Source organism: Pseudooceanicola sp. NS-SX8, assembly GCF_057380755.1.
This window is the reverse complement of the sequence record NZ_CM170819.1, coordinates 964,083-983,621: the sequence shown is the minus strand read 5'-3', so window position 1 is coordinate 983,621 and position 19,539 is coordinate 964,083. Positions and strand designations below refer to the sequence as shown.

Below are 19,539 nucleotides of genomic sequence, written 5' to 3'. Positions count from 1 at the left end.
ACGCCCTCACGCGATGCGAATGTCGAGCGGGGCGAGATCGGCGATCAGCTCCCCCTGCGCGGGTTCGGCGGGGCCGGTCGACAGGGTCACTTCGACCGGGCCGGGGCCACGGCGCGATACGCGCTCCGCCGCCGGGGTCCCCGGCCGCGCCAGGTAGGCCGCGACCCACTGGTCTCCGATCCGGGCCATCCGCCCCGCGCCTTCGGACCATTCCGTCGCCGGGGCGTCCTCGATCGGGAACATCCGGGAATAGACCTCTTCGAAGGCAGCCATGTCTTCGACCGCCATGGAAATGCCCGCGAAAAAGGTCAACCCCGAAGGATGCGGCATGGAATCGGATTTCGGCGCCCGCACGTCACGGCCGCTCACGCTTTCCAGAAGGAAGGGCGTGGTGACATCCAGGTGATTTTCCGGTGCGCCGTGCTTCACCTGCCAGTTGCCGCGGTCCTTCACCGTATTGCCGAAACCGCCGGATTCGACCGGGCGGTCGGAATAGAGCGTCGGCAGGGCCTCTTCCATGGTGTCCACGGCGATGGAGAACCCGCCGAAGCCTTCGCCCAGGGTCGACAGGCGGCCCTCCCACGGCAGGTGCGCGTCTTCGGGCTTTGCCGGGCGCCGGATCACCTCCAGGTAGGAGCAGCCATCGAAAACCGCCAGCATGTGCTTGTCGGAGCCGGGCCCCTCGTCACGCAGGACGGCATTGATCCCCTTGTCGGCCAGCCTTGCGGTCCAGCTTGCGGGATCGTCGACCATGAAGATGATGTGGTCGATGGAAACGGTCATGTCGTGCCTGCCTTTCAGTGATTTCCGACGTCGAACCAGAGGGTGGCGAGCTCGCTGTTGTCGCCGGGCTTGTCCCAGGCCCTCGATTTCATGGTGTCGGGGAGTAGTTTCGTTTCGCCGGTCAGCGCCAGCTCGGCCGCGGCCTTGCCAAGCGCCGGGGCCTTCTTGAACCCCGCGCCCGAGAAGCCGCACATCAGGACGATGTTGTCCTCGCCCGGGAACATGCCCACGACCCCTTCGCCGTCGGCGGTGAAGCCCTCCGGGTAGGGGGCGACGCGCACGGGATCGGGGTCCACGGTGGGCATCAGGCGTTCCATCATTTCGCGGATCTCTGCCAGCAGGGTCGCAGGGGGTTGGCCCACCTGCACCTCGTCCGCCGGAACATCTGCGGCCAGGCCATCGCTCTGGATCAGGATCTTCACCGTGTTGGCATCCAGGGCGGACATGGTCGCCAGGGTCTCGTTGCCATTGCGGCGGATGGTGGAGGGATAGTTCCGCGGCTCCAGCAGCCGCGCGTCGCGGGGGCGGTGGAAGGTGGTATAGACACGCCGCGTCGACAGCGCGTGCCCCAGCCGTCCCAGAACGGGGTTCAGCCAGGGGCCGGTGCTGACGACGACGCGATCATACTGCCGGGTCTCCCCGCCCGCGGTGACGGAAACGCCCTCCGGCCCCGGGGTGATCGCCTCCACCCTGGTATAGTCGAACAGGCGCGCGCCCATGGAAATGGCCGCATCGGCAGCGGCACGAATGCCCCGTTCGGTATGGATGACACCCCCCATGGGGTCGAACAGCGCGGCCTCGTCGGCTGCCAGCCGGTGCTGCGGGTAAAGCGCCGATGCCGTCCGCGCGTCCAGCACCTCGTAGGGAACACCGCAGGCGCGGGCCATCTCGGTCCCCCGGGCGATCTGCGGGCTGTCCTCGGGGGCGATCACCAGCGTGCCGTTGCGCACCAGGATATCCTGCCCCGACCGGTTTGCCAGATCGCTCCACAGAAGCCGGCTTTCCCGCAACAGATCGAAATAGGCCGCGCCCTCGGCGTAGACGAGGCGGAACATCCGTGTCCCGCCGCCCCCCGCGCCGAAATCGTGGCCGACACCGAACTGCTCATAACCGTCCACCTGGGCGCCCATGGCGGCAAGCTGCCACATGGCCATGGATCCCATGGTGCCGACACCGATGACGGCAACCTTCATGGCTGTGTCCTTCATGATAATGTCCTTCGTCTTTCGTTCCGTCAGGCCAGCACACTGCCCAGGAAATCCTGCAGGCGCGGGTTCTGCGGATTGTCGATGATCTGCTCCGCCGGGCCTTCCTCGACGATGCGACCGCGGTCCATGAAGACGATCCGATCCGCCGCGCGGCGGGCAAAGCCCATCTCGTGGGTCACCACGACCATGGTCGCCCCGGCCTCTGCCAGCTCCTGCAGAACCGTCAGGACCTCTCCCACCAGCTCCGGATCCAGCGCCGAAGTCGGCTCGTCGAAGAGGATGATCTTGGGCCGCATCGCCAGCGACCGGGCAATGGCCACGCGCTGCTGCTGCCCACCGGACAGCTGGTGCGGATAGCGGTCCTCGTACTCGGCCAGGCCCACGACCCCCAGCAGGCGCCGCGCCTCGGCCCGGGCCTCGTCCTTTGACATGCCCAGGGCGTGCACCGGCCCCTCCATCACGTTTTCCAGCGCGCTGCGGTGCGCGAAAAGGTTGAAGCTCTGGAAGACGAACCCGATCTGCTGACGCTGCTTCTGCAGCGCCGATTTGCGCAGTTTCAGGTTGTAACCGTCGCGCTGTTCGTAACCGATCAGCTCCCCATCCAGGCGGACCTCGCCTTCCTCGAAGGCTTCCAGCAGGTTGAGGCACCGCAGGAGGGAGCTCTTGCCGGCGCCGGACGGCCCGATGAGGCAGACGGTCTCGCCGCTCTTGATATCAAGCGAGACGGAGTTGAGGATCTGCAGGTCACCGTAGCTCTTGCAGATGTTCTTTGCCTGAAGCAGTGGCGCGTTCATCGTTGCGACCCTTTCTTGGCGAGGTAGCGGAACGGACCCTTGGCGGTTCCCGGCGACAGCCGGGCTTCAAGGGCCATCTGGGCCAGCGTCAGCACGGAAACCAGCGCGATGTACCAGATCGACACCACCATCAGCATCGGGATGATCAGGTCGTAGTTCTGCATGTAGATGATCTGGGAAGAGAACAGCAGGTCAGGCATGGAGATGAAGGCGACCAGCGATGTACCCTTCAGCATGGTGATCAGGTTGTTCATCAGCGGCGGCAGGGCTATCTTGAAGGCCTGCGGCAGGATCGTCCGGCGCAGGATCACCCAATGGCTCAGGCCAAGGGTTTCCGCCGCCTCGACCTGACCGCGCGGCACTGCCTGCATGGCGGAGCGGACGATCTCGGACCCATAGGCGCTTTCGTGCAGCGAAAAGGCGATGACACCGGCCACGAAGGGCGTGATCAGCGCCTGCGCGTCGGTCCGGAAGAAGGAGATATCGGTAAAGGGAATGCCCAGGCCCACGGTCGGGTAGATCAGGCCGATGTTGTAGATCAGGATCAGCAGCACCAGCAGCGGGATCGCCCGGAAGAACCACACGGCAAAGGCGCCGATGGCATTCAGGATGGAGTTCTGCGACAGGCGCATCTGCGCCAGAAGGACCGCCAGCACGACCCCGAACAGCATGGACACCACCGTCAGGGAAATCGTCCGCCCAACCCCGCTCAGGATGCGGGGATCGAACAGGTAGGACCCCACGTCGGACCACCGCATGATCGGATTTCCGGCCAGGTCGCGCAGGAAGGCTGCGACCAGAAGCAGGATGATCACGGCAAGGACGTGGGCACTCCAGGTCGTGCGCTCGCGCAGCGGAGGAGAGAGTTTCGTCTGGGTTTCGGAAGGTGTCATGGTGTTGGGTTCAGTCAGGCTGGCGGTCACTTCGGTTTCCTCGACTTACTCGGCGTCCGGTCCGAGGATCTTCACGTCTTCAAGCGGGACGGCGAAGTCCTGCATGTTGTACTTGGCCAGCACTTCCTCGTAGCGGCCGCTTTCGATCGCTTCGCGCAGGGCCGCGGCGATCAGCGGCGCCCAGCCACTGCCGGCCTTGGAGGAAATGCCGATGGTCTTCTCGCCGATCAGCGGGCCGGACATCTTGAAGGTATCGGGGTTGATCTTGGCCTGCTCGGCGCAGGTCATGGACGGGCAGGCCCAGGCGTCGATCCGGCCCGAACGCACGGCGGCCGCGATCGCCGGGCCGTCGTTGTAGCCCACGATCTCGACCTGGTCGTCGCCGCAGCCGGCCTGCGAATGACCTTCGAAGGCCGCGATCCCCGGATCCCCTGCGGTGATGCCGATCTTCAGGCCGCACAGTGCCTTGTCGGGATCCTCGGGCAGGTCCTCGGCAGAGGCCTTCACCACCAGGCCGTAGCCGGAGCGGAAGTAGGGCACCATGTTCAGGGTTTCCAGGCGCTCGGGGTTGATCGAGCCCATGGTCACGATGTCCACGCGGCCCGATTGCAGACCGATCATGTTGTTCTGGAAGGCAGCGGCCTGAACATCCGGGGTCACGCCCATCAGTTCCCCCAGCAGGGCTGCGATGTCGGCTTCGGAGCCCACCACGTCGCCGTTCTCGTCGGTCGAGGACAGCGGCGGGAAGCCTTCCACGACACCCCAGACGGGGGACTGCTTGGGTGCGTCGGCCGCGGCGGCACCGGCGGCCACGAAGGTCAGCCCGGCAAGGACGAGGGAAAGGGCCCGTCCGGATTTCTTGGTGATCATGTCTTCAAACCTCCAGGGGATAGCAAGCCCGGATTGTCTGACGTTCCGCTGCGCATGCGGCGGCTCTCTCCGGGTCTGAGCCGACGCTTACGCTGATTGTTGACCTCATCAACATTTAAATCCCCATGCGGGCGACCCGCCGGGAAAATGTGATGAAGCGATGATCGGAAACGCTGCAAAAATGCGCATTCTCCGCGCACCTTGATGGCGAAGGCTGCAGGATCGGGCCGGAACCTTGGCCAGGCGAGTCGCACGTCCGGCAGCGCTGAAGAAGGCACGACCCGCCAACGGCCCAGGGCACGGCCGGGGCGTCCGGCCGTCTCGCGATATCGCCAATGAAAATGCCTGCCCACATCGTGGACAGGCATCTGAGTGGGCGGGCATCTAAGCGAACAGGCTCCCGCAGGCCGGTGTGCTTAGCCCGCGGCGAGTCCCGCCAGGTATTCCATCGCCGCGGCCTCGCTGATGACGTCGGCATATTTGGCGTTCATGTCGAACAGGTTCGCCTCGTGCGGGCCATCGTGACGATCACCACAGGCTTCGCGCACCACGAGGGTCCGGAACCCGTGCGACATGGCATCGACGCAGGACGCCCGGACGCAGCCCGAGGTCGTCAACCCGCACAGGATCACGCTGTCACGCCGCAGGGACGTCAGGGTGGAGGCAAGCGACGTGCCGAAAAAGGCCGAAGGATACTGCTTCGACACGATGATCTCGCCGTCTCGCGGAACGAGGCCATCCGCGAATTTCTGCGTCGAACGGCCCGGCAGATAGGCCTCCAGCGGCTTCGCCTTCTCGAAGAAGCGCCCACCATCGACCCCGCCGCACTGGTAGATCACCTCGGTCAGGATGACCGGGATCCCCGCCGCATGTGCCGCCTCCCGCAGGCGCAACCCCGACGCAAGTGCATCGTCCACATCCGCGAAGAGGGCGCAGTTCGGATCGAAATAGGCCTGCGCATAGTCGATCATGATCAGCGCCGGGGCCTCCCCGAAACCCACCGAGTTTTCATAGACGCCGGAGTAGTTGCTTTCCTGGCTCTCGCTCATGCCTCGATCTCCCGGAACTTCTTCTCAAAGGCATGGACCTCGGGGAAGCCCAGCAATTCGTTGAACCCCGCGAAGGAATGCAGCGGCACCCGTCCCGTGGCCATCCCGTTTTCCTTCAGATCGTCATAGGCCCCCTGCAGCGCCTCCCCCATGGCCAGGAACCCGATCGCGGGGTGAATGGCGATCTGGTAGCCAAGCCCCTGCAACTGCGCGGAAGAGATCATGGGCGTCCGCCCGCCCTGCACCATGTTGGCCAGCAGGGGCTTGTCGATCTCGGCACCGATGCGGGCCATCTCCTCTTCGCTCTCCGGGCTCTCGACAAAGATGATGTCCGCCCCGGCCTCCGCATAGAGATGCGCGCGCCGCAGCGCCTCGTCCAGGCCCAGCCCGGTCCGGGCATCGGTGCGGGCGATGATCAGCATGTCTTCGCGCGCATCCACGGCGACCTGGATCTTGCGCACCATGTCCTCTGCCGGGATCACCCGGCGAAACGGCGTGTGCCCGCACTTCTTGGGGAACTCCTGATCCTCGATCTGGATCGCGGCCACCCCCGCCGCCTCGTAGCCCTTCACCGTGTGATGGACGTTCAGCAACCCGCCATAGCCCGTATCGGCATCCGCGATCACCGGTGTCGTCGTGCGTTCGCAGATCATCGAGATCCGGCCCAGCATGTCCGTATAGGTCGCGATACCCGCGTCCGGGATCCCAAGGTAGGAGGCCACCGTGCCATAGCCCGTCACGTAGAGCGCGGGAAAATCCATCCGGTCGGCCAGCAGGGCCGAGATCAGCTCGAACACACCGGGGGCGGTGATCATCTCTCCCGCGGCAAGGCGGTCTTTCAGGGTCGTCATGTCTTTCTCCTCAGATCCCGACAATGGCCCAGCCCCCGTTGGGGCTGATCGTCTGGCCGGTCATCATCTCCGCCGCGTCGGAAGCCAGCCAGGCCACCGCTTCGGCAATATCCTCGGGCCGGCCCAGCCGCCCCAGCGGCACCGTGGCCGCCCGTCGCGCGATCTCGGCCGGGCCGATGCTCGCACGGGTCATCGGCGTGTCCAGCAGGGCGGGCGCGACGGCATTCACCCGGATCCCGCGCGGCGCAAGTTCCAGCGCCCAGGCCTTCGTCAGCCCCAGCAGGGCGGACTTGGCGGCGACGTAGTGGCTCATCACCTCATGTCCGGTCATCGCGAAGTGGGAAGAGATGTTGATGATTCGCCCCTTGCCCTGGTGATCCAGCCCCGGCAGCACTGCCTGGGCATAGTGGATGGCCCCCTGCACATGCACGGCAAACATCCGCGCCGCCTCCTCGGCCGAAATCTCCGACAGGGGCAGGCCCCGGCCCGACAGGCCCGCATTGTTGATCAGGATGTCGACAGGCCCCCGCACGGACATGGCCGCCGCAACCCCATCCGCGATCGCCTTCGGGTCCAGGCTGTCGGCAAGAACCGGACAGGCGCCGATCTCTTCGCAGGCCTGCACCAGGGCGGTCTCGTCCCGATCCGCCAGCATCACATCGGCCCCGGCTGCGACCAGGCGGGCGGCCATGGCGCGGCCCAGCCCCCCTGCCCCGCCGGTGATCAGCGCCCGCCGCCCCTGCAGGGTCATGGCATGATCCTCCCGCCACCGATGTAGAGGGTCTGACCCGTCATGTAGCCGGACGCGGGCCCGGTCAGGAACAGCATCGGGCCTGCCACGTCTTCCGGCCCGGCCAGGCGCTTCATGGGGATGGAGGCCAGGATGCGTTCCCCGACCTCGCCCAGATCGTCGATGTAGCCGTGCCCGCCTGCGGTCCCGCCCGCGCCGGTGCCCCCGTTCAGAAAGGCGGTTTCCACCAGTCCCGGGGCCACGACGTTGACCCGGATCCCCGGCGCTGCTTCCTTCGCCAGGGTCTTCACCATCGCCAGCAACGCGGCCTTGGACATCGCGTAGCTGCCGAAGGTCGGCTCCGGATGCGTCGCAAGCCCAGAGGAGACGAAGACCATCGCGCCCTCGCCCGCCATCAGCGGCAGGGCCTGCTGGCTGGTGACAAGGGCGGACCGCAGGTTGACCTGCATGACGCGCTCATATTCGGCCAGGTCGATCTGCGCGACACGGGTCTGGGACGGATTGATGCCTGCAAGATGGGCCAGCACGTCCAGCCCGCCCATGATCTGCACGGCCCGGCTGATCGCGTCGCGAAACGCCGCTTCATCCGTGACATCGGCCTCCAGCGCGGTGACGCCCTCCGGCAGCGGGGCCGCTTCCTGCGCGGCGGCTCGGTCGATCACCACGACCTGCGCCCCGCCCGCAAGAAGCCCGTCGACATAGGCCCGACCTATCCCGCCGCAACCGCCGATCACCAGGGTCCGCGCGCCCGGACCCGGGCCAAGTGTCATCGTCATGGTGCTGTCCTCATGGTCTGCCCCGGCCGGGGGAACCGGCCGGGGCTTTCAGCTTCTTCCCCCTTTAGGGGCGGATCACTGCGTGACCGACTCGAGCAGCTCGAAATCGCTGTCCTTGATCTCCACCACGTGTGTCGGCAGCACGGCGTCGCCGTTCGGGCCGAAGTACTCTTCGCCCAGGATGCCGGCGTAGTCCCAGTCCTTCATCGCGGCCAGCTGTTCGCGGATCGCGACGCGCTCTTCCTCGACCTTGGCGGGATCGCCCGTGACGCCGGCACGCTTCATCGCTTCGGCCAGGATGTAGACGATCTCATAGGCGGAGGCGTCCGCGTGTTGCGGGATGGTCTTGGAATAGCCCTCGGCGGTGGTTGCCGCGCCGAATTTCTGCTGGAACGCCAGAACCTGATCGTTGAGCTTGTGATAGTAGTAGGTCGGGTAAAGCGTCCCCTCGCCATCGGCGCCCAGCTTCTCCGCCAGGTGCGGGTCGGCCGCCACCCCGGAGGTCAGCACCCGCGACGTCATGCCCTGACGGCGCATCTCGCGCACGACCTTGATCACCGCCTCGACCGTGCCGCCGATGGCGACCGCTTCGGGATCGGCCTGCTTCAGCTCCGTCACCTGCGGCGCCAGGTCAAAGGCCTGCAGCTGGAAACCGACGGTGGCGACAACCGGCACGCCGGCCTCTTCGAAGGCCGCCGGGAAGGCCTGTTCACCCAGGGTCTTGGAGACGAACTCGTCGGTGGCATAGATGATCGCCACGTTGGACGGCAGGATGTCGTGATCCTTCATCGCCGTCATCAGGCGGCGGAACTGGGTCAGCTCGTCAGAGGTGTTGCGGAAGGCATAGTCGAACCCCTCGGTCAGGCCCGGCGCCGAAGAGGCGTTGGAGATCTGCACGATCTTCTCCCGCTCGCCCACCGGGAAGGCCACGCGGCATTCGCCGGACGAAAACGGGCCGATGATCGCCAGGGCATCGTCATCCTTTGCGAACTGGCGCACCGCGGTCACGGATTGCTTCGGGTCGCCCGCCGTATCGAAGACGGAAATGGCCAGGGGCATGCCGTTGACGCCGCCCGCGGCGTTGATCTCGTCGACGGCCAGCTGAACGGCAACGTCGTTGGTCGTACCATTGGCAGCCAGCGGGCCGGTCTTGTTCATCGACAGGCCGATCGTCAGCTCCTGCGCGACGGCCGGCACCGCCATCAGCGCCAGCCCGAGGGCCGCGGAAATCAGGGAACGGGTATGGATCATGGAGAGGTCTTTCCTGTTGGGGTTCAGTTAAGTCCGGGTTTGCCCGGTTATGTTCACGCGCCGAGGTAGGCTTCCCGCAGCACGTCATCCTTGGTCATGTCTTCGGCCGTGCCCGACAGCACGACGGTGCCAAGCTCCAGCAGCACCGCGTGATGGGCCACCGACAGCGCCATCGAGGTGTTCTGCTCGATGACCAGCATCGACAGCCCGCCCCGGTTCAGCTCCGCGATCAGCCCGAACACCTGCTGCACCAGCAGCGGCGACAGCCCCAGCGACGGCTCGTCCAGCATCATCAGCCTGGGCTTGGCCAGCATCGCGCGGCCGATCGCCAGCATCTGCTGCTCCCCGCCCGACAGGCAGGAGGCATCCATGTGCCTCCGTTCCTTCAGGTTCGGGAAACGGTCGTAGATCGCGGCGATCTCGTCATGGATGTGGTTGCGGTCGGGGCGCTGATGCGCGCCCAGCTGAAGGTTCTCCTCGACCGAGAGGGACACCAGGATGCGGCGGCCCTCAGGGACCAGGACGATCCCCCGGTCAATCCGCTGATCGACCCGCAGCTTCGTGATGTCCTCCCCCTCGTAGCGCACCGATCCGGCAGCGGGGCCGACGACGCCCGACAGCGCCTTCAGAAGCGACGACTTGCCCGCACCATTGGCCCCCAGCACCGCCAGGATCTCCCCCGCTTGCTGCTGGAAGGAAATTCCCTTCAGCGCCTCGGTGCGGCCATAGCGGACCTGCAGGTTTTCAACCTCAAGAAGCATCTGCATCCTCCAGCCTGCGGTCGGAACCAAGGTAGGCCTCCAGCACCAGCGGGTCCTTCTGCACCTCGGCCGCCGTCCCCTCGGCGATCAGCTCGCCGAAGTTGAAGACCACCACGCGCTGGCTCAGCCGGCGCACGAAATGCATGTCGTGTTCGACGGTCAGCAGGGTCACCCCCTGCGCCGAAATCTCCAGAAGCTGGCTGGCCAGCGCATCTGTTTCCGCCGGGTTCAGGCCCGCAGCCGGCTCATCCAGCAGCATCAGCCGGGGCCTGGCGGCCATGGCACGGGCCAGCTCGATCTGCTTTTGCACACCGTAGGGCAGGTCATAGGTCAGCATGTCGCGGTACTGCAGCAGGCCGGAAATCTCCAGCGCCTCCTCCGCCGCACGGCGAGAGGCAGAGGCCCGCAGCCCGACCGGCGACAGGTAACCGAGCCAGCTCTTCATGTGGCTGGTCTGGCCCAGCATGACGTTTTCCACCGTCGTCAGATGCGGCATCAGGCGGATGTTCTGGAAGGTGCGGATGATCCCCTTGCGGGCCCGTAGCCGGTCCGGAACCTGCGTGATGTCCTCTCCGCCCAGGTGGATCGACCCGCCCGACAGGGGGTAGACCCCGGTGATCAGGTTGAACATCGTCGTCTTGCCCGCGCCGTTCGGACCGATCAGCGCCAGCCGCTCACCCTCCATCACGTCGAAGCTGACATCGCGGATCACCTGCAGCCCCGAGAAATGCTTCTCGACGTTCTTCAGTTGCAGCAGCGGGGTCATTGCGCGGCCTCCTTCTCCATCTTCCGGACGCCGGGCTTCAGGCGCAGGAACAGGGCACGGGTCAGGATGCCTTCGGGGCGCACTGCCATGATGCCAATGATCACGACAGCGAAGATCACGTAGCGCCAGTCGGCCGCCCCGCGGAAGATTTCCGGCAGCACCGAGTAGACGGCGGCCCCCACGATCGGGCCCCAGGGCGTCTGGACCCCGCCCAGCAGGACGTAAAGCAGCGTGTAGATGCTCAGCGATGTCATGAAGTAGCTGACATCGACATAGGAATAGTGGTGGCCGTAAAGCGCCCCGCCCAGGCCCGCCAGCGCAGCGCCCAAGGTAAAGGCCGCGACGCGGATCCCCCGCACCGGCACGCCGAACAGCGCCGAGGCCGGCTCGTCATCGTGAACGGCCCTCAGGACCAGCCCGAAACGGGTGGACATCAGCCAGACGACGAAGACCACCACAGCCAGCGTGCACAGCGCGATCACGGGCAGGTCGATGAATTCGTACACCGGATAGCCCGCCGCCCCGCCGACCGCGTCGATGTTGATCAGCAGGCCCACGACGACTTCGCCGAAGGCAATGGTGGCCAGCACCATGTAGACGCCCCGGGTCCGAAGGATCGGGAAGGAGATCGCCATGCCGATCAGCGCCGAAATCCCCATGGAGGACAGGATGCACAGCGCCAGCGGCCATTCGTATTCATTGGAAATCCAGGCAGAGGCATAGGCCCCGATCGCGACAAAGCCCGCGACACCCAGGTTGATGATACCCCCGGCGCCGGGCAGGAAGACCGCGTAGGCGATGATGAGGTTAAGAAGGTATGCGGCCAGAACGCCGCTCAGATATCCGGACATCAGAACTTGCCCTTGCTGATCTTGGCGCCGCCGAACAGGCCCTGCGGGCGCACCACGATGATGAGCAGCAGCAGCCCCCACAGGATGGCGCGCAGGAAGTCGGCCCCGAAAAGCTGGATCGCCAGGACCTGCACAAGGCCCAGGAAGATCCCGCCGATCACCGCGCCCCAGACGTTGCCCAGGCCGCCCAGGACCATGGCGGAAATGGCGAGGTTGGCGATTTCATCGCCCATGCGGGGGCTGACCTGAAGGTAGTTGAGGGAAAAGAGAACCCCGGCAAAACCGGCCAGCAGGCCGGAGATGACGAAGACGGCCGGCACGATGTGGTTCACGCGAATGCCCAGCATCTGCGCCGTGTCGGGGCTTTCGGCGATGGCGCGGATCGCCCGGCCCAGCCCGGAACGGTTCAGCAGCAGGCTCAGCCCCGTCACCAGCACCAGCGCCAGGATCAGGCTCGCCAGTTGCGGAATGCCCACCACCAGATCGCCCAGGCGCAGGTTCGGATCGGTCCAGGGAGAGGGAAAATACTGCATTTCCGGCCCCCATTCGACCAGCACGAGCCCCTGGTACAGCGTCAGGAAGCCAAGCGAACTGACCAGCGGAATCGCATGTTCCGTGCTGTCACCGAACCGCGCCTTCATGAAGCGGTAGGTGAACCGCTCGACCAGAAGGGAGGCGGCAACGCAGACGAGCAGCGCCAGCCCCATGGCGACGTACCAGTCCAGCCCGCCGAAATGCATCAGGCCCCAGCTGACCATGCCCCCCAGCATGAAGATGCCGGGGATGGAGAAGTTGAGGAAGTTCAGCACCCCGATGACCAGCGTGAAGGAGACCGCGACCAGCGCGTAGAGGCTCCCCAGCATCAGGCCCGAGATGAGCTGTTGCAGGATCTGCATCAGATGTGGCTCTCGTGGTTTTCCAGATACCAGGTGGCGATCTCTTCCCGGGTGGCGAACCAGATGTCGTCGAACTGTCTGGCGTAATCGATGAACTCTTCCAGCGCGCGGATGCGGAAGGGCTGGCCGATGACATGCGGGTGCAGGCCGATGTTCATGTGGCGGCCCGACCCCTGTTCCTCCGCTTCGCGGCGCAGCCAGTTCAGCTGCTCCTTGAAGACCTTGGCGGCCCCGTCCACGTCCATGCCCTGGCGCATGAAGACGGTGAAGTCGTTGACTTCGGAGGTATAGGGGATCGACACCATCGGCTTGCCGCTTTCGGTCTGCACCAGGTAGGGCTGGTCGTCGTTCAGCAGGTCGGTGGTGAAGATCAGCCCCTCTTCGGCCAGGATGTCGATGGTGTTCAGCGTCTGGCGCAACGAGGACGACAGCCAGCCCTTGGCATCCCGCCCGGTGGTATCCTTGTAGACCTTCAGGGTCTCGCGGATCACCTCGCGCTCCTTCTCCTTGTCGAAGAAGAAGTCGGTCAGCAGGTCGGTCTGGACGTAGTTGTGCGGCACGATCTCCCAGCCGCGCTCGACCGCGGCATCCACCACGGCTTTCCGCTCGATCCCCATCTTGGCGTTCATCGTGCAGGACGACGGCACGCCCGCCTTGTCGAAGATGTCGATCATCCGCCAGACACCGACCCGCTGGCCATACTCGCGCCAGGTCCAGTTCGGATTGTCGTAGACATTGCCCGCCAGCGTCCCGCCAACGATCCCGGGACCACCCGGATAGAAGGGCGCCGGATCGTCCCGCACCTGATCCCAGTATTCCATGTTGGTCGTCAGCATCACCGCGACCTTCTTGCCGTTCGGCCACTTCAGCGGCTTGCGGTGGGGCATGGGAACAAAATCGTAGTGCATGGGGCGTTTCCTTTACAGCCGTCGATTCACCGGTCAAACGGTATACTTTTTTCGGCAGCTTTCGCGCCAACATTGATCCAGATCAATGTTTTTCTCTTTCTTTAGGAGATCGAAGTGGATCACAATTCCACTATTGTGTACCAAATGAGCATCTTTCCCAAAGACGAGAGTCCTGCCCGATGATTTACGAGATGCGCACCTACCGCTTCGCCCCCGGCAAGGCGCAGGAATACCTGCGAACCTACGAGGAGATGGCGCTTGAACTGCAACTCAAGCACCAGCAGCGCCTCGTCGGCTTCTGGCAGACCGACTCGGGCCCGCTGAACCGCACCGTGAACATCTGGGGCTACGACTCGGTCGAGGCCCGGAACGAGGCAAAGGCCGCCCTGGCCCGCGAAGCCGGCTGGAAGGACTACCTGAAGGCCGCGCAGCCGCTGATCCAGGAACAGGAAAGCTGGCTGCTGAAACCCGCAGGCTTCTTCAACCCGAAGGACTGACCTATGCCGGGCCGCACGTTGTCACTTGCACGACTGCCCACCATCCACGGTCAGGGTGGTGCCGGTGATGTAGCTTGCCTCGTCGCAGGCCAGATACAGCACGGCAGAGGCGATCTCCTCCGCCTCCGCCAGCCGGCCCAGGGGGATATGGGCAAACCGATCACCACCCCCCTGCCCGGCGGCCGCGCCGGAGATCGGGCGCCACATCGGCGTCCGGACGGATCCGGGCAACACCGCATTGCACCGCACCGGCAGGTCCAGCCCCGCACCATGCAGGGCCAGCGAACGGGTCAGGCTGATCAGCGCCGCCTTGCTGGCGGCATAGGCGGCGGCAGCAGGCGCCCCGGCCTGCGCGGCCCGCGACGCGACGTTCACCACGGCCCCGCCGCGCGCCGCCAGCATCGGCAGGCACTGCCGCACACCCTCCCAGGCGCCCTCGAAATTCACCGCCATCGCGGCGCGGATCGCATCCGGCTTCGCGGTGGCGACATGCACCTCCTCGCCAGAGGCCATCAGCCCCGCGTTGTTCACCAGCACGTCCAGGCCGCCGGCAGCCTCCACCACGGCCACCAGGCGCGCCCAGGCCGCCGGATCGGCCACGTCGGCCTCCACCCCCACCAGGGCGCCCGCGCTCTCCGGCGGAACCAGGTCCGCCGCGATCACCTTCGCCCCTTCACGCAGCAAACGGCGCGCACAGGCCAGCCCGATGCCCGATCCCGCGCCGGTCACCAGCGCGATCTTTCCCTCAAACCGAAGGCGCTGGCCTTCTGCGGCCGTAACGGTATCCTTGGCAAATTGCGTCAATGGAGGATCCTCCGGCTGTGTCCGATTTCGAAAGCAACGACATGCCCCAGATAGCCGAGCGCCCGATCGACCGGGTCTACGAGATGATCCGGAACCGGATCCTCGACGGCACCTTCAAGCCCGGCGACAAGATGGTCGAAGCCACCCTGGCAGAGATGGCGGATACCTCCCGCACGCCGGTGCGCGATGCCCTGCGCCGCCTCTCCGCCGAAGGCCTCGTCGTGACCGGCGCAAACCGCCGTTCGCGCGTGGCCGAATTCGACATGGAAGAGGTCGCCTCCGTCTACGAGGTCCGCGTCAGGCTCGAAAGCTACGCCGCCGGCCTCGCCTCGCAGCGGATCGACGCCTGCGGCCTCGCCCGATTGAAGGAAATCAACGGCCGGATCGAGGAACTGGGCCCCGAAGTTTCCAACTACTCGCTGGCGAAGTTCCTGGAACTCAACGCGGAATTCCACATGGCCATCGTCGAGATCGCGGGCTCTCACCAGCTGGAAACGGCTGTCAGCTCCGCCATCACGGTGCCCATCGTGCTGCTGAAACACTACGTCTGGGGGGATACGGTGCAGCTGACGCTGTCGCATCAGCAGCACCGTGAAATCATCCTCGCCCTGGAAAGCGGCAACCGCCACTGGGCCGCGGCCTGCATGGAATCCCATATCCAGACCTCGCGCCCGGCGGCGGCACGCTGACACCCGGGCGGCCTCAGTCAATCGAGGCCGCGCGATCGAGCGCATCCAGCATGTTGGCCTTGCGCAGATAGGCCAATGCCTTGCCGGGATCGGCGGCAAAGCCCTGCAGCTCCTCGATGCGGCCGATCCGGGCCGCGTCGTCGCGCTCCTCGATCCGCTTCTTGTTGGCGATCGTCTGCGCCTGGGTGAACTCATGCGTTACGATCCGACGCTGCCGGTCGTAAAGATCCAGCGCCGCCTCGTCGCCTTCGCCCTTCAGCAGCGGGATCAGCTTGCCCATCAGGTTGAAGATGTCGTGCAGGCCGCCGTTCATGCCCATACCACCCAGCGGGTTGTTCAGATGCGCCGCATCCCCCGCCAGCAGGGCACGCCCCTGCCGCCAGGAAGAGGCGACACGCTGCTGCACCCGGTAAAGCGACTTGTGCAGGATGGGGTAGCGACCCTCGCGCGGGGCCAGCTTCTGCAACCGCGCCTCGATCACCTCCGGATCCTTCAGCGATGCCGGATCGGCATCCGGATCGGTGGGGAACAGCACGCGCCAGTTGCCCAGGACCCGCAGGATCACGCACCAGTCCTCGGCGCCCGAAACGTAGTTCACATGCGCCAGGTTCGGCAGCGACTGTTCCAGCGGGGCATCGGTCGCCACCACAAGGAATTGTTCAGGATAGGTAAAGCCCTCGAAGGAGACCCCCATGCCCTCGCGCACCTTCGAACCGGCGCCGTCGCACCCGATGATGTACTCGCAACGCACCTCCTGCGTCGTACCGCCACTGGACAGGACGGCGGTCACGCCATCGGCATCCTGGCTGTAGCTCAGAAGCTGGGTACCCATAGCAACCTTCCCCGCGGGGAAGTCTTTCATCAGCTCCGCCACCCGGCGGGTCAGCTTGAATTGCTCGCACTGGACCCGGTAGGGATGCTTCACCACGCCATCCAGAACCCGCAGGTCGAATTCCGCGTAGATATCCGCACTGCGGTCGCGGTACTGGTAGCGATCCGCGATCAGCCCGTTCTCGATCAGGTATTCCGGAATACCCAGGCCCATGTCCCCCAGCATGTCGAGCGACGGCGGGTGGAAGGTGGAGGCGCGCAGGTCCTCCGGCAGCTCGTCGTTCTGCTCCACCAGCAGCACCGGGATCCCCGCCTGCGCCAGCAGCAATGCCCCGACAGAGCCCACGGGACCTGCCCCCACGATGATCACGCGGGGGGAGAAAGTCTTGTCACCGGCCATCAGAATTCCTCGAACAGGCGGCCGCGGCCATAGAGCTTGTCGGTCACGCCCACGGCGCGCAGCGCACTCCAGGCGGTGGCGACGTTGATCGGGATGCAGGGCTTGCCGGTCATCTGCTCCAGCGTGGGGAAGAAGTCGGCGGTGGTCAGGTTGGTACCGACCTGGACGATGGCATCCACGTCATCGCCGTCCAGCTCCTTCGCCGCGATCTCCAGGAACTTGGAACGGGGCGTATGCGCGATGGAGGTCGCGGTGCCGCAGCGCAGCCCCTTGATCCGCGCGATCTCGAAGCCGGAGCCGTTGAAGAAGTCCAGGACCTGCCCGTCGCCCACCGGCTGATAGGGGGTCATCACCGCGACCTTCTTCGCCCCAAAGGCATTCAGCGCATCGACCATGGCCCCCGCGCCGGTGGTCAGGCCCATGTCGCCGATCTGGTCATGGATCCGGGCAATGAACTCCTCGTTGCCCTTGACGCCACCCCAGAAGGTTTCGGCCGACATCCCCATCATCAGGTGGGTCATCTCGCAGCTCTTCAGCCCCTCGACCGCCTTCGGGATCTCCAGCCGGATCGCCTCCAGGAAGCTGAGGAACATGTCGTCGCTGGACAGGTCCGGCTGATCGACCATGAAGCGCCCGAAGTGCCAGGTGACCCCCGGGATGTTCAGACGCTGGATGTCATATTCGACAGAGATGTTCGTCGAGGGGATGACAACCCCAATACGGCCGCGCGGCCCGATCCACGGCTCCTGGGCCTCCACCACTTCAATCACGGCATTCTCCTTTTCAGTCCGAAGTTGATAATTTAGTACACCGTTTCAGAGGTGAACCCCATGAAAACCCGCCATACCGGCCTCACTCAATCAATATTTGTACACCAAATATGCAGGAAGCTGCCTCAGATCGCCGGACACCACGGACAAGGCCGGAACCTTGGTGCACCAAAACCCTGCCTTCAGCACGGCACGATTCGGCGCCGGCCCGGCTCAGACCCTTGGCCGCTCGCGCCGCGCCGCGCCCAGCAGGTGATGCAGGAGAAACGCCAGACCCAGGGCGCTGACAGCCCATTCGAGCGCCCCGCCGCCCAGGCGGGAAAGCGGGGCGATGGTCAGCACGCCCAGAACCACCCAGAGCGGCCGCAGGACCGCAGGCACCGGCCCGCGCGCATGCCCGAGGATCCCGCCGGCCACCAGAGCCAGGGCGATCAACGCGCTGACGAAGACATAGACGATCTGCAGCACCGATCCCTGCATCAGCAGCGCGGGCTTGTAGATGAAGAGGAAGGGCAGCAGGTAGGCGACCCAGCCGACGCGGAAGCTTTCCATCCCGGTCCGCACCGGCCCCGCGCCGGAGATCGTCGCCGCCGCGAAGGAGGCAAGGGCGATCGGCGGCGTGATCATCGACAGCATGCCGAAATAGAAGACGAACATATGCGCCGGGATCGGCGCGATCCCCGAACGGATCAGCGCGGGCGCCGCAAGCGATGCCAGCAGGAGGTAGACCGCCGTCGTCGGCAGGCCCAGCCCCAGCACGATCGCGACCAGCGCCGTGACCAGCAGCATGCCGATCATCGAGGTGCCCCCCAGATCCAGCAGCAGGATCGACAGGGTGAAGCCCAGCCCCGTGACCGACAGGAGGCCGACGATCATCCCGGCGGCCGCCGTGACCAGAAGTACCTCCGACGTCGCCAGGCCCGTCTTGCAAAGGGTCTGCCACACGCCCCGCGGCGACAGCGCCCCCGGCATGCCCCGGCTGACCACATGGGCCACCAGTGCCACCGCGATCAGGGCGAAGATCGTCCAGACCGCCGCCACCTGCGCATCGCGGTTGAAGACGAAAATGCCCGAAAGCAGCACGACGAAGCCCAGCAGCGTCGTCCAGCCCCGCAGCAGGGTGCGCCCAAGGCGATCCAGTGCCTCATCCCGCATGGATCCGACGCCGTCACGGCGCGACATGAAGTCGATCTGCAGGTAGATCGAGATGTAGTAGATCAGGGCCGGCAGGATCGCCGCGATCAGGACATCGCGATAGGGCACCTGCAGGATCTCTGCCATCAGGAAGGCCGCCGCCCCCATGATCGGCGGCATCAGCTGCCCCCCGGTGGAGGCCACGGCCTCGATCGCGCCCGCCGTCACCGGCGAAATGCCGGAGCGGGTGATCATCGGAATGGTCATGACCCCGGTGGACATCACGTTGGACACGGCAGAGCCGGAGATGGATCCGAAGAGACCAGAGGCCGTCACCGCGATCTTTGCCGCCCCGCCCGGCCCGTTGCCGGAAATGCGCATCGAAAGCTGGGTGAAGAAATCTCCACCGCCAACGGCGATGAGGTAGCCGCCGAACAGCACGAAGATGACGACGACAAAGCAGGCCACCTGCAGGGAGGCGCCCCAGGTCGCCGAACTGTCCGTTCCGAGGAACTCCAGCACCTCGTGCAGCGGCATCGACCGCCCCGACAGCGCGCCAGGCACATGCGCACCGAACAGCGCGTAAAGAAGGAAGAGCCCGAAGAGCCCGACCAGGATCCATCCGATCACCCGGCGGATCCCGTCCATCACCAGCACCACGACGAGGATGCCGAGGCAGAGGGATTCCCCGGGGTGGAAGATCGCCTGCTCCGACAGCACCTGGAACCGGACAAAGACCCAGCCGCCCAGCCCGAGAGAGACAAGCGCCAGCATCGCATCCAACCAGCCCGGCAAGCCGCGATGCCCCATGGTATTGAGGTAGACCGCCGCCAGAGAGGCCGCCAGCATCAGCGCCGCGATCTGTTCCGGGAAGATCAGCAGCCCGGCATGCATGGGCAGCTTCAGGATCCAGACGAGCGACAGAAGGGGGACCGCAGCCGAAAGCGCGGCCCTGGCCCCCCGGATCATGGTCGGGGCGATATTTTGCGTCATGGTGGATCCCGGA

The 19,539-nt window shown here is 65.6% G+C and carries 21 protein-coding genes; 2 read left to right on the top strand and 19 right to left on the bottom strand.

Going from position 1 to position 19,539, the window contains the following annotated elements:
* Positions 1-6: 6 nt before the first annotated feature.
* The 15 genes from AC2IR1_RS04445 to AC2IR1_RS04375 form a co-directional block, all read right to left on the bottom strand.
* A complete protein-coding gene (locus AC2IR1_RS04445; protein ID WP_486475075.1) occupies positions 7-783 on the bottom strand; it encodes a VOC family protein in 777 nt (258 codons plus the stop codon).
* Positions 784-797: 14 nt separating this feature from the next.
* Entirely contained in the window at positions 798-1,991 is a 1,194-nt protein-coding gene (locus AC2IR1_RS04440) for an FAD-dependent oxidoreductase (protein WP_486475074.1), read from the bottom strand.
* Between the two features lie 26 nt (positions 1,992-2,017).
* Positions 2,018-2,785, bottom strand: coding sequence for an amino acid ABC transporter ATP-binding protein (locus AC2IR1_RS04435; protein ID WP_486475073.1), 768 nt, complete (start codon positions 2,783-2,785; stop codon positions 2,018-2,020).
* The gene (locus tag AC2IR1_RS04430) at positions 2,782-3,708 is read right to left on the bottom strand and encodes an amino acid ABC transporter permease (RefSeq protein WP_486475072.1); all 927 of its coding nucleotides are present in this window, start codon (positions 3,706-3,708) and stop codon (positions 2,782-2,784) included. Before AC2IR1_RS04430 ends, AC2IR1_RS04435 begins: the two co-directional genes overlap by 4 nt.
* A gap of 15 nt (positions 3,709-3,723) precedes the next feature.
* Entirely contained in the window at positions 3,724-4,548 is an 825-nt protein-coding gene (locus tag AC2IR1_RS04425; RefSeq protein ID WP_486475071.1) for a substrate-binding periplasmic protein, read from the bottom strand.
* Positions 4,549-4,964: 416 nt separating this feature from the next.
* Positions 4,965-5,597 carry an isochorismatase family protein gene (locus AC2IR1_RS04420; RefSeq protein ID WP_486475070.1) on the bottom strand — a complete coding sequence of 211 codons (633 nt, stop codon included), beginning with the start codon at positions 5,595-5,597 and terminating at the stop codon, positions 4,965-4,967.
* On the bottom strand, positions 5,594-6,448 hold the full coding sequence (locus AC2IR1_RS04415; protein ID WP_486475069.1) for an isocitrate lyase/PEP mutase family protein: 855 nt from the start codon (positions 6,446-6,448) through the stop codon (positions 5,594-5,596). The genes AC2IR1_RS04420 and AC2IR1_RS04415 overlap by 4 nt, the downstream gene beginning before the upstream one ends.
* 10 nt (positions 6,449-6,458) lie before the next feature.
* Entirely contained in the window at positions 6,459-7,199 is a 741-nt protein-coding gene (locus AC2IR1_RS04410; protein WP_486475068.1) for an SDR family NAD(P)-dependent oxidoreductase, read from the bottom strand.
* Positions 7,196-7,975, bottom strand: coding sequence for an SDR family NAD(P)-dependent oxidoreductase (locus AC2IR1_RS04405; RefSeq protein WP_486475067.1), 780 nt, complete (start codon positions 7,973-7,975; stop codon positions 7,196-7,198). Before AC2IR1_RS04405 ends, AC2IR1_RS04410 begins: the two co-directional genes overlap by 4 nt.
* 75 nt (positions 7,976-8,050) lie before the next feature.
* A complete protein-coding gene (locus AC2IR1_RS04400; protein ID WP_486475066.1) occupies positions 8,051-9,226 on the bottom strand; it encodes an ABC transporter substrate-binding protein in 1,176 nt (391 codons plus the stop codon).
* A gap of 53 nt (positions 9,227-9,279) precedes the next feature.
* Complete coding sequence (locus AC2IR1_RS04395) at positions 9,280-9,987, bottom strand: ABC transporter ATP-binding protein (protein ID WP_486475065.1); 708 nt, start codon at positions 9,985-9,987, stop codon at positions 9,280-9,282.
* Complete coding sequence (locus AC2IR1_RS04390; RefSeq protein ID WP_486475064.1) at positions 9,977-10,753, bottom strand: ABC transporter ATP-binding protein; 777 nt, start codon at positions 10,751-10,753, stop codon at positions 9,977-9,979. Before AC2IR1_RS04390 ends, AC2IR1_RS04395 begins: the two co-directional genes overlap by 11 nt.
* Complete coding sequence (locus AC2IR1_RS04385; RefSeq protein ID WP_486475063.1) at positions 10,750-11,604, bottom strand: branched-chain amino acid ABC transporter permease; 855 nt, start codon at positions 11,602-11,604, stop codon at positions 10,750-10,752. Before AC2IR1_RS04385 ends, AC2IR1_RS04390 begins: the two co-directional genes overlap by 4 nt.
* Positions 11,604-12,500 carry a branched-chain amino acid ABC transporter permease gene (locus AC2IR1_RS04380; protein ID WP_486475062.1) on the bottom strand — a complete coding sequence of 299 codons (897 nt, stop codon included), beginning with the start codon at positions 12,498-12,500 and terminating at the stop codon, positions 11,604-11,606. The genes AC2IR1_RS04385 and AC2IR1_RS04380 overlap by 1 nt, the downstream gene beginning before the upstream one ends.
* Complete coding sequence (locus AC2IR1_RS04375; RefSeq protein WP_486475061.1) at positions 12,500-13,408, bottom strand: polysaccharide deacetylase family protein; 909 nt, start codon at positions 13,406-13,408, stop codon at positions 12,500-12,502. The genes AC2IR1_RS04380 and AC2IR1_RS04375 overlap by 1 nt, the downstream gene beginning before the upstream one ends.
* 179 nt (positions 13,409-13,587) lie before the next feature.
* Between AC2IR1_RS04375 and AC2IR1_RS04370 the strand changes: the two genes are divergently transcribed.
* Positions 13,588-13,905, top strand: a complete 318-nt coding sequence (locus AC2IR1_RS04370; protein ID WP_486475060.1) for an NIPSNAP family protein — start codon at positions 13,588-13,590, stop codon at positions 13,903-13,905.
* Between the two features lie 21 nt (positions 13,906-13,926).
* Here the strand turns inward: AC2IR1_RS04370 and AC2IR1_RS04365 are convergent, their stop codons facing one another.
* Positions 13,927-14,709: an SDR family NAD(P)-dependent oxidoreductase gene (locus AC2IR1_RS04365; protein ID WP_486475059.1), complete on the bottom strand. Its 783-nt coding sequence runs from the start codon at positions 14,707-14,709 to the stop codon at positions 13,927-13,929.
* 17 nt (positions 14,710-14,726) lie between these two features.
* Between AC2IR1_RS04365 and AC2IR1_RS04360 the strand changes: the two genes are divergently transcribed.
* The gene (locus tag AC2IR1_RS04360; RefSeq protein WP_486475058.1) at positions 14,727-15,398 is read left to right on the top strand and encodes a GntR family transcriptional regulator; all 672 of its coding nucleotides are present in this window, start codon (positions 14,727-14,729) and stop codon (positions 15,396-15,398) included.
* A 13-nt stretch (positions 15,399-15,411) separates the two neighbouring features.
* Here the strand turns inward: AC2IR1_RS04360 and AC2IR1_RS04355 are convergent, their stop codons facing one another.
* The 3 genes from AC2IR1_RS04355 to AC2IR1_RS04345 all read right to left on the bottom strand — a co-directional run bounded on the left by AC2IR1_RS04355 (position 15,412) and on the right by AC2IR1_RS04345 (position 19,526).
* On the bottom strand, positions 15,412-16,629 hold the full coding sequence (locus tag AC2IR1_RS04355) for an FAD-dependent oxidoreductase (protein WP_486475057.1): 1,218 nt from the start codon (positions 16,627-16,629) through the stop codon (positions 15,412-15,414).
* The gene (locus tag AC2IR1_RS04350; RefSeq protein WP_486475056.1) at positions 16,629-17,399 is read right to left on the bottom strand and encodes a maleate cis-trans isomerase family protein; all 771 of its coding nucleotides are present in this window, start codon (positions 17,397-17,399) and stop codon (positions 16,629-16,631) included. The genes AC2IR1_RS04355 and AC2IR1_RS04350 overlap by 1 nt, the downstream gene beginning before the upstream one ends.
* 213 nt (positions 17,400-17,612) lie before the next feature.
* A complete protein-coding gene (locus AC2IR1_RS04345) occupies positions 17,613-19,526 on the bottom strand; it encodes a TRAP transporter permease (RefSeq protein WP_486475055.1) in 1,914 nt (637 codons plus the stop codon).
* Between the last annotated feature and the right edge of the window lie 13 nt (positions 19,527-19,539).

Bases quoted from the DNA above. Each gene is read 5' to 3' on its own strand.
- AC2IR1_RS04445 (WP_486475075.1), bottom strand. From the start codon at position 783: ATGACCGTTTCCATCGACCACATCATCTTCATGGTCGACGATCCCGCA.
- AC2IR1_RS04440 (WP_486475074.1), bottom strand. From the start codon at position 1,991: ATGAAGGACACAGCCATGAAGGTTGCCGTCATCGGTGTCGGCACCATG.
- AC2IR1_RS04435 (WP_486475073.1), bottom strand. From the start codon at position 2,785: ATGAACGCGCCACTGCTTCAGGCAAAGAACATCTGCAAGAGCTACGGT.
- AC2IR1_RS04425 (WP_486475071.1), bottom strand. From the start codon at position 4,548: ATGATCACCAAGAAATCCGGACGGGCCCTTTCCCTCGTCCTTGCCGGG.
- AC2IR1_RS04420 (WP_486475070.1), bottom strand. From the start codon at position 5,597: ATGAGCGAGAGCCAGGAAAGCAACTACTCCGGCGTCTATGAAAACTCG.
- AC2IR1_RS04415 (WP_486475069.1), bottom strand. From the start codon at position 6,448: ATGACGACCCTGAAAGACCGCCTTGCCGCGGGAGAGATGATCACCGCC.
- AC2IR1_RS04410 (WP_486475068.1), bottom strand. From the start codon at position 7,199: ATGACCCTGCAGGGGCGGCGGGCGCTGATCACCGGCGGGGCAGGGGGG.
- AC2IR1_RS04405 (WP_486475067.1), bottom strand. From the start codon at position 7,975: ATGACGATGACACTTGGCCCGGGTCCGGGCGCGCGGACCCTGGTGATC.
- AC2IR1_RS04400 (WP_486475066.1), bottom strand. From the start codon at position 9,226: ATGATCCATACCCGTTCCCTGATTTCCGCGGCCCTCGGGCTGGCGCTG.
- AC2IR1_RS04395 (WP_486475065.1), bottom strand. From the start codon at position 9,987: ATGCTTCTTGAGGTTGAAAACCTGCAGGTCCGCTATGGCCGCACCGAG.
- AC2IR1_RS04390 (WP_486475064.1), bottom strand. From the start codon at position 10,753: ATGACCCCGCTGCTGCAACTGAAGAACGTCGAGAAGCATTTCTCGGGG.
- AC2IR1_RS04385 (WP_486475063.1), bottom strand. From the start codon at position 11,604: ATGTCCGGATATCTGAGCGGCGTTCTGGCCGCATACCTTCTTAACCTC.
- AC2IR1_RS04380 (WP_486475062.1), bottom strand. From the start codon at position 12,500: ATGCAGATCCTGCAACAGCTCATCTCGGGCCTGATGCTGGGGAGCCTC.
- AC2IR1_RS04375 (WP_486475061.1), bottom strand. From the start codon at position 13,408: ATGCACTACGATTTTGTTCCCATGCCCCACCGCAAGCCGCTGAAGTGG.
- AC2IR1_RS04370 (WP_486475060.1), top strand. From the start codon at position 13,588: ATGATTTACGAGATGCGCACCTACCGCTTCGCCCCCGGCAAGGCGCAG.
- AC2IR1_RS04355 (WP_486475057.1), bottom strand. From the start codon at position 16,629: ATGGCCGGTGACAAGACTTTCTCCCCCCGCGTGATCATCGTGGGGGCA.
- AC2IR1_RS04345 (WP_486475055.1), bottom strand. From the start codon at position 19,526: ATGACGCAAAATATCGCCCCGACCATGATCCGGGGGGCCAGGGCCGCG.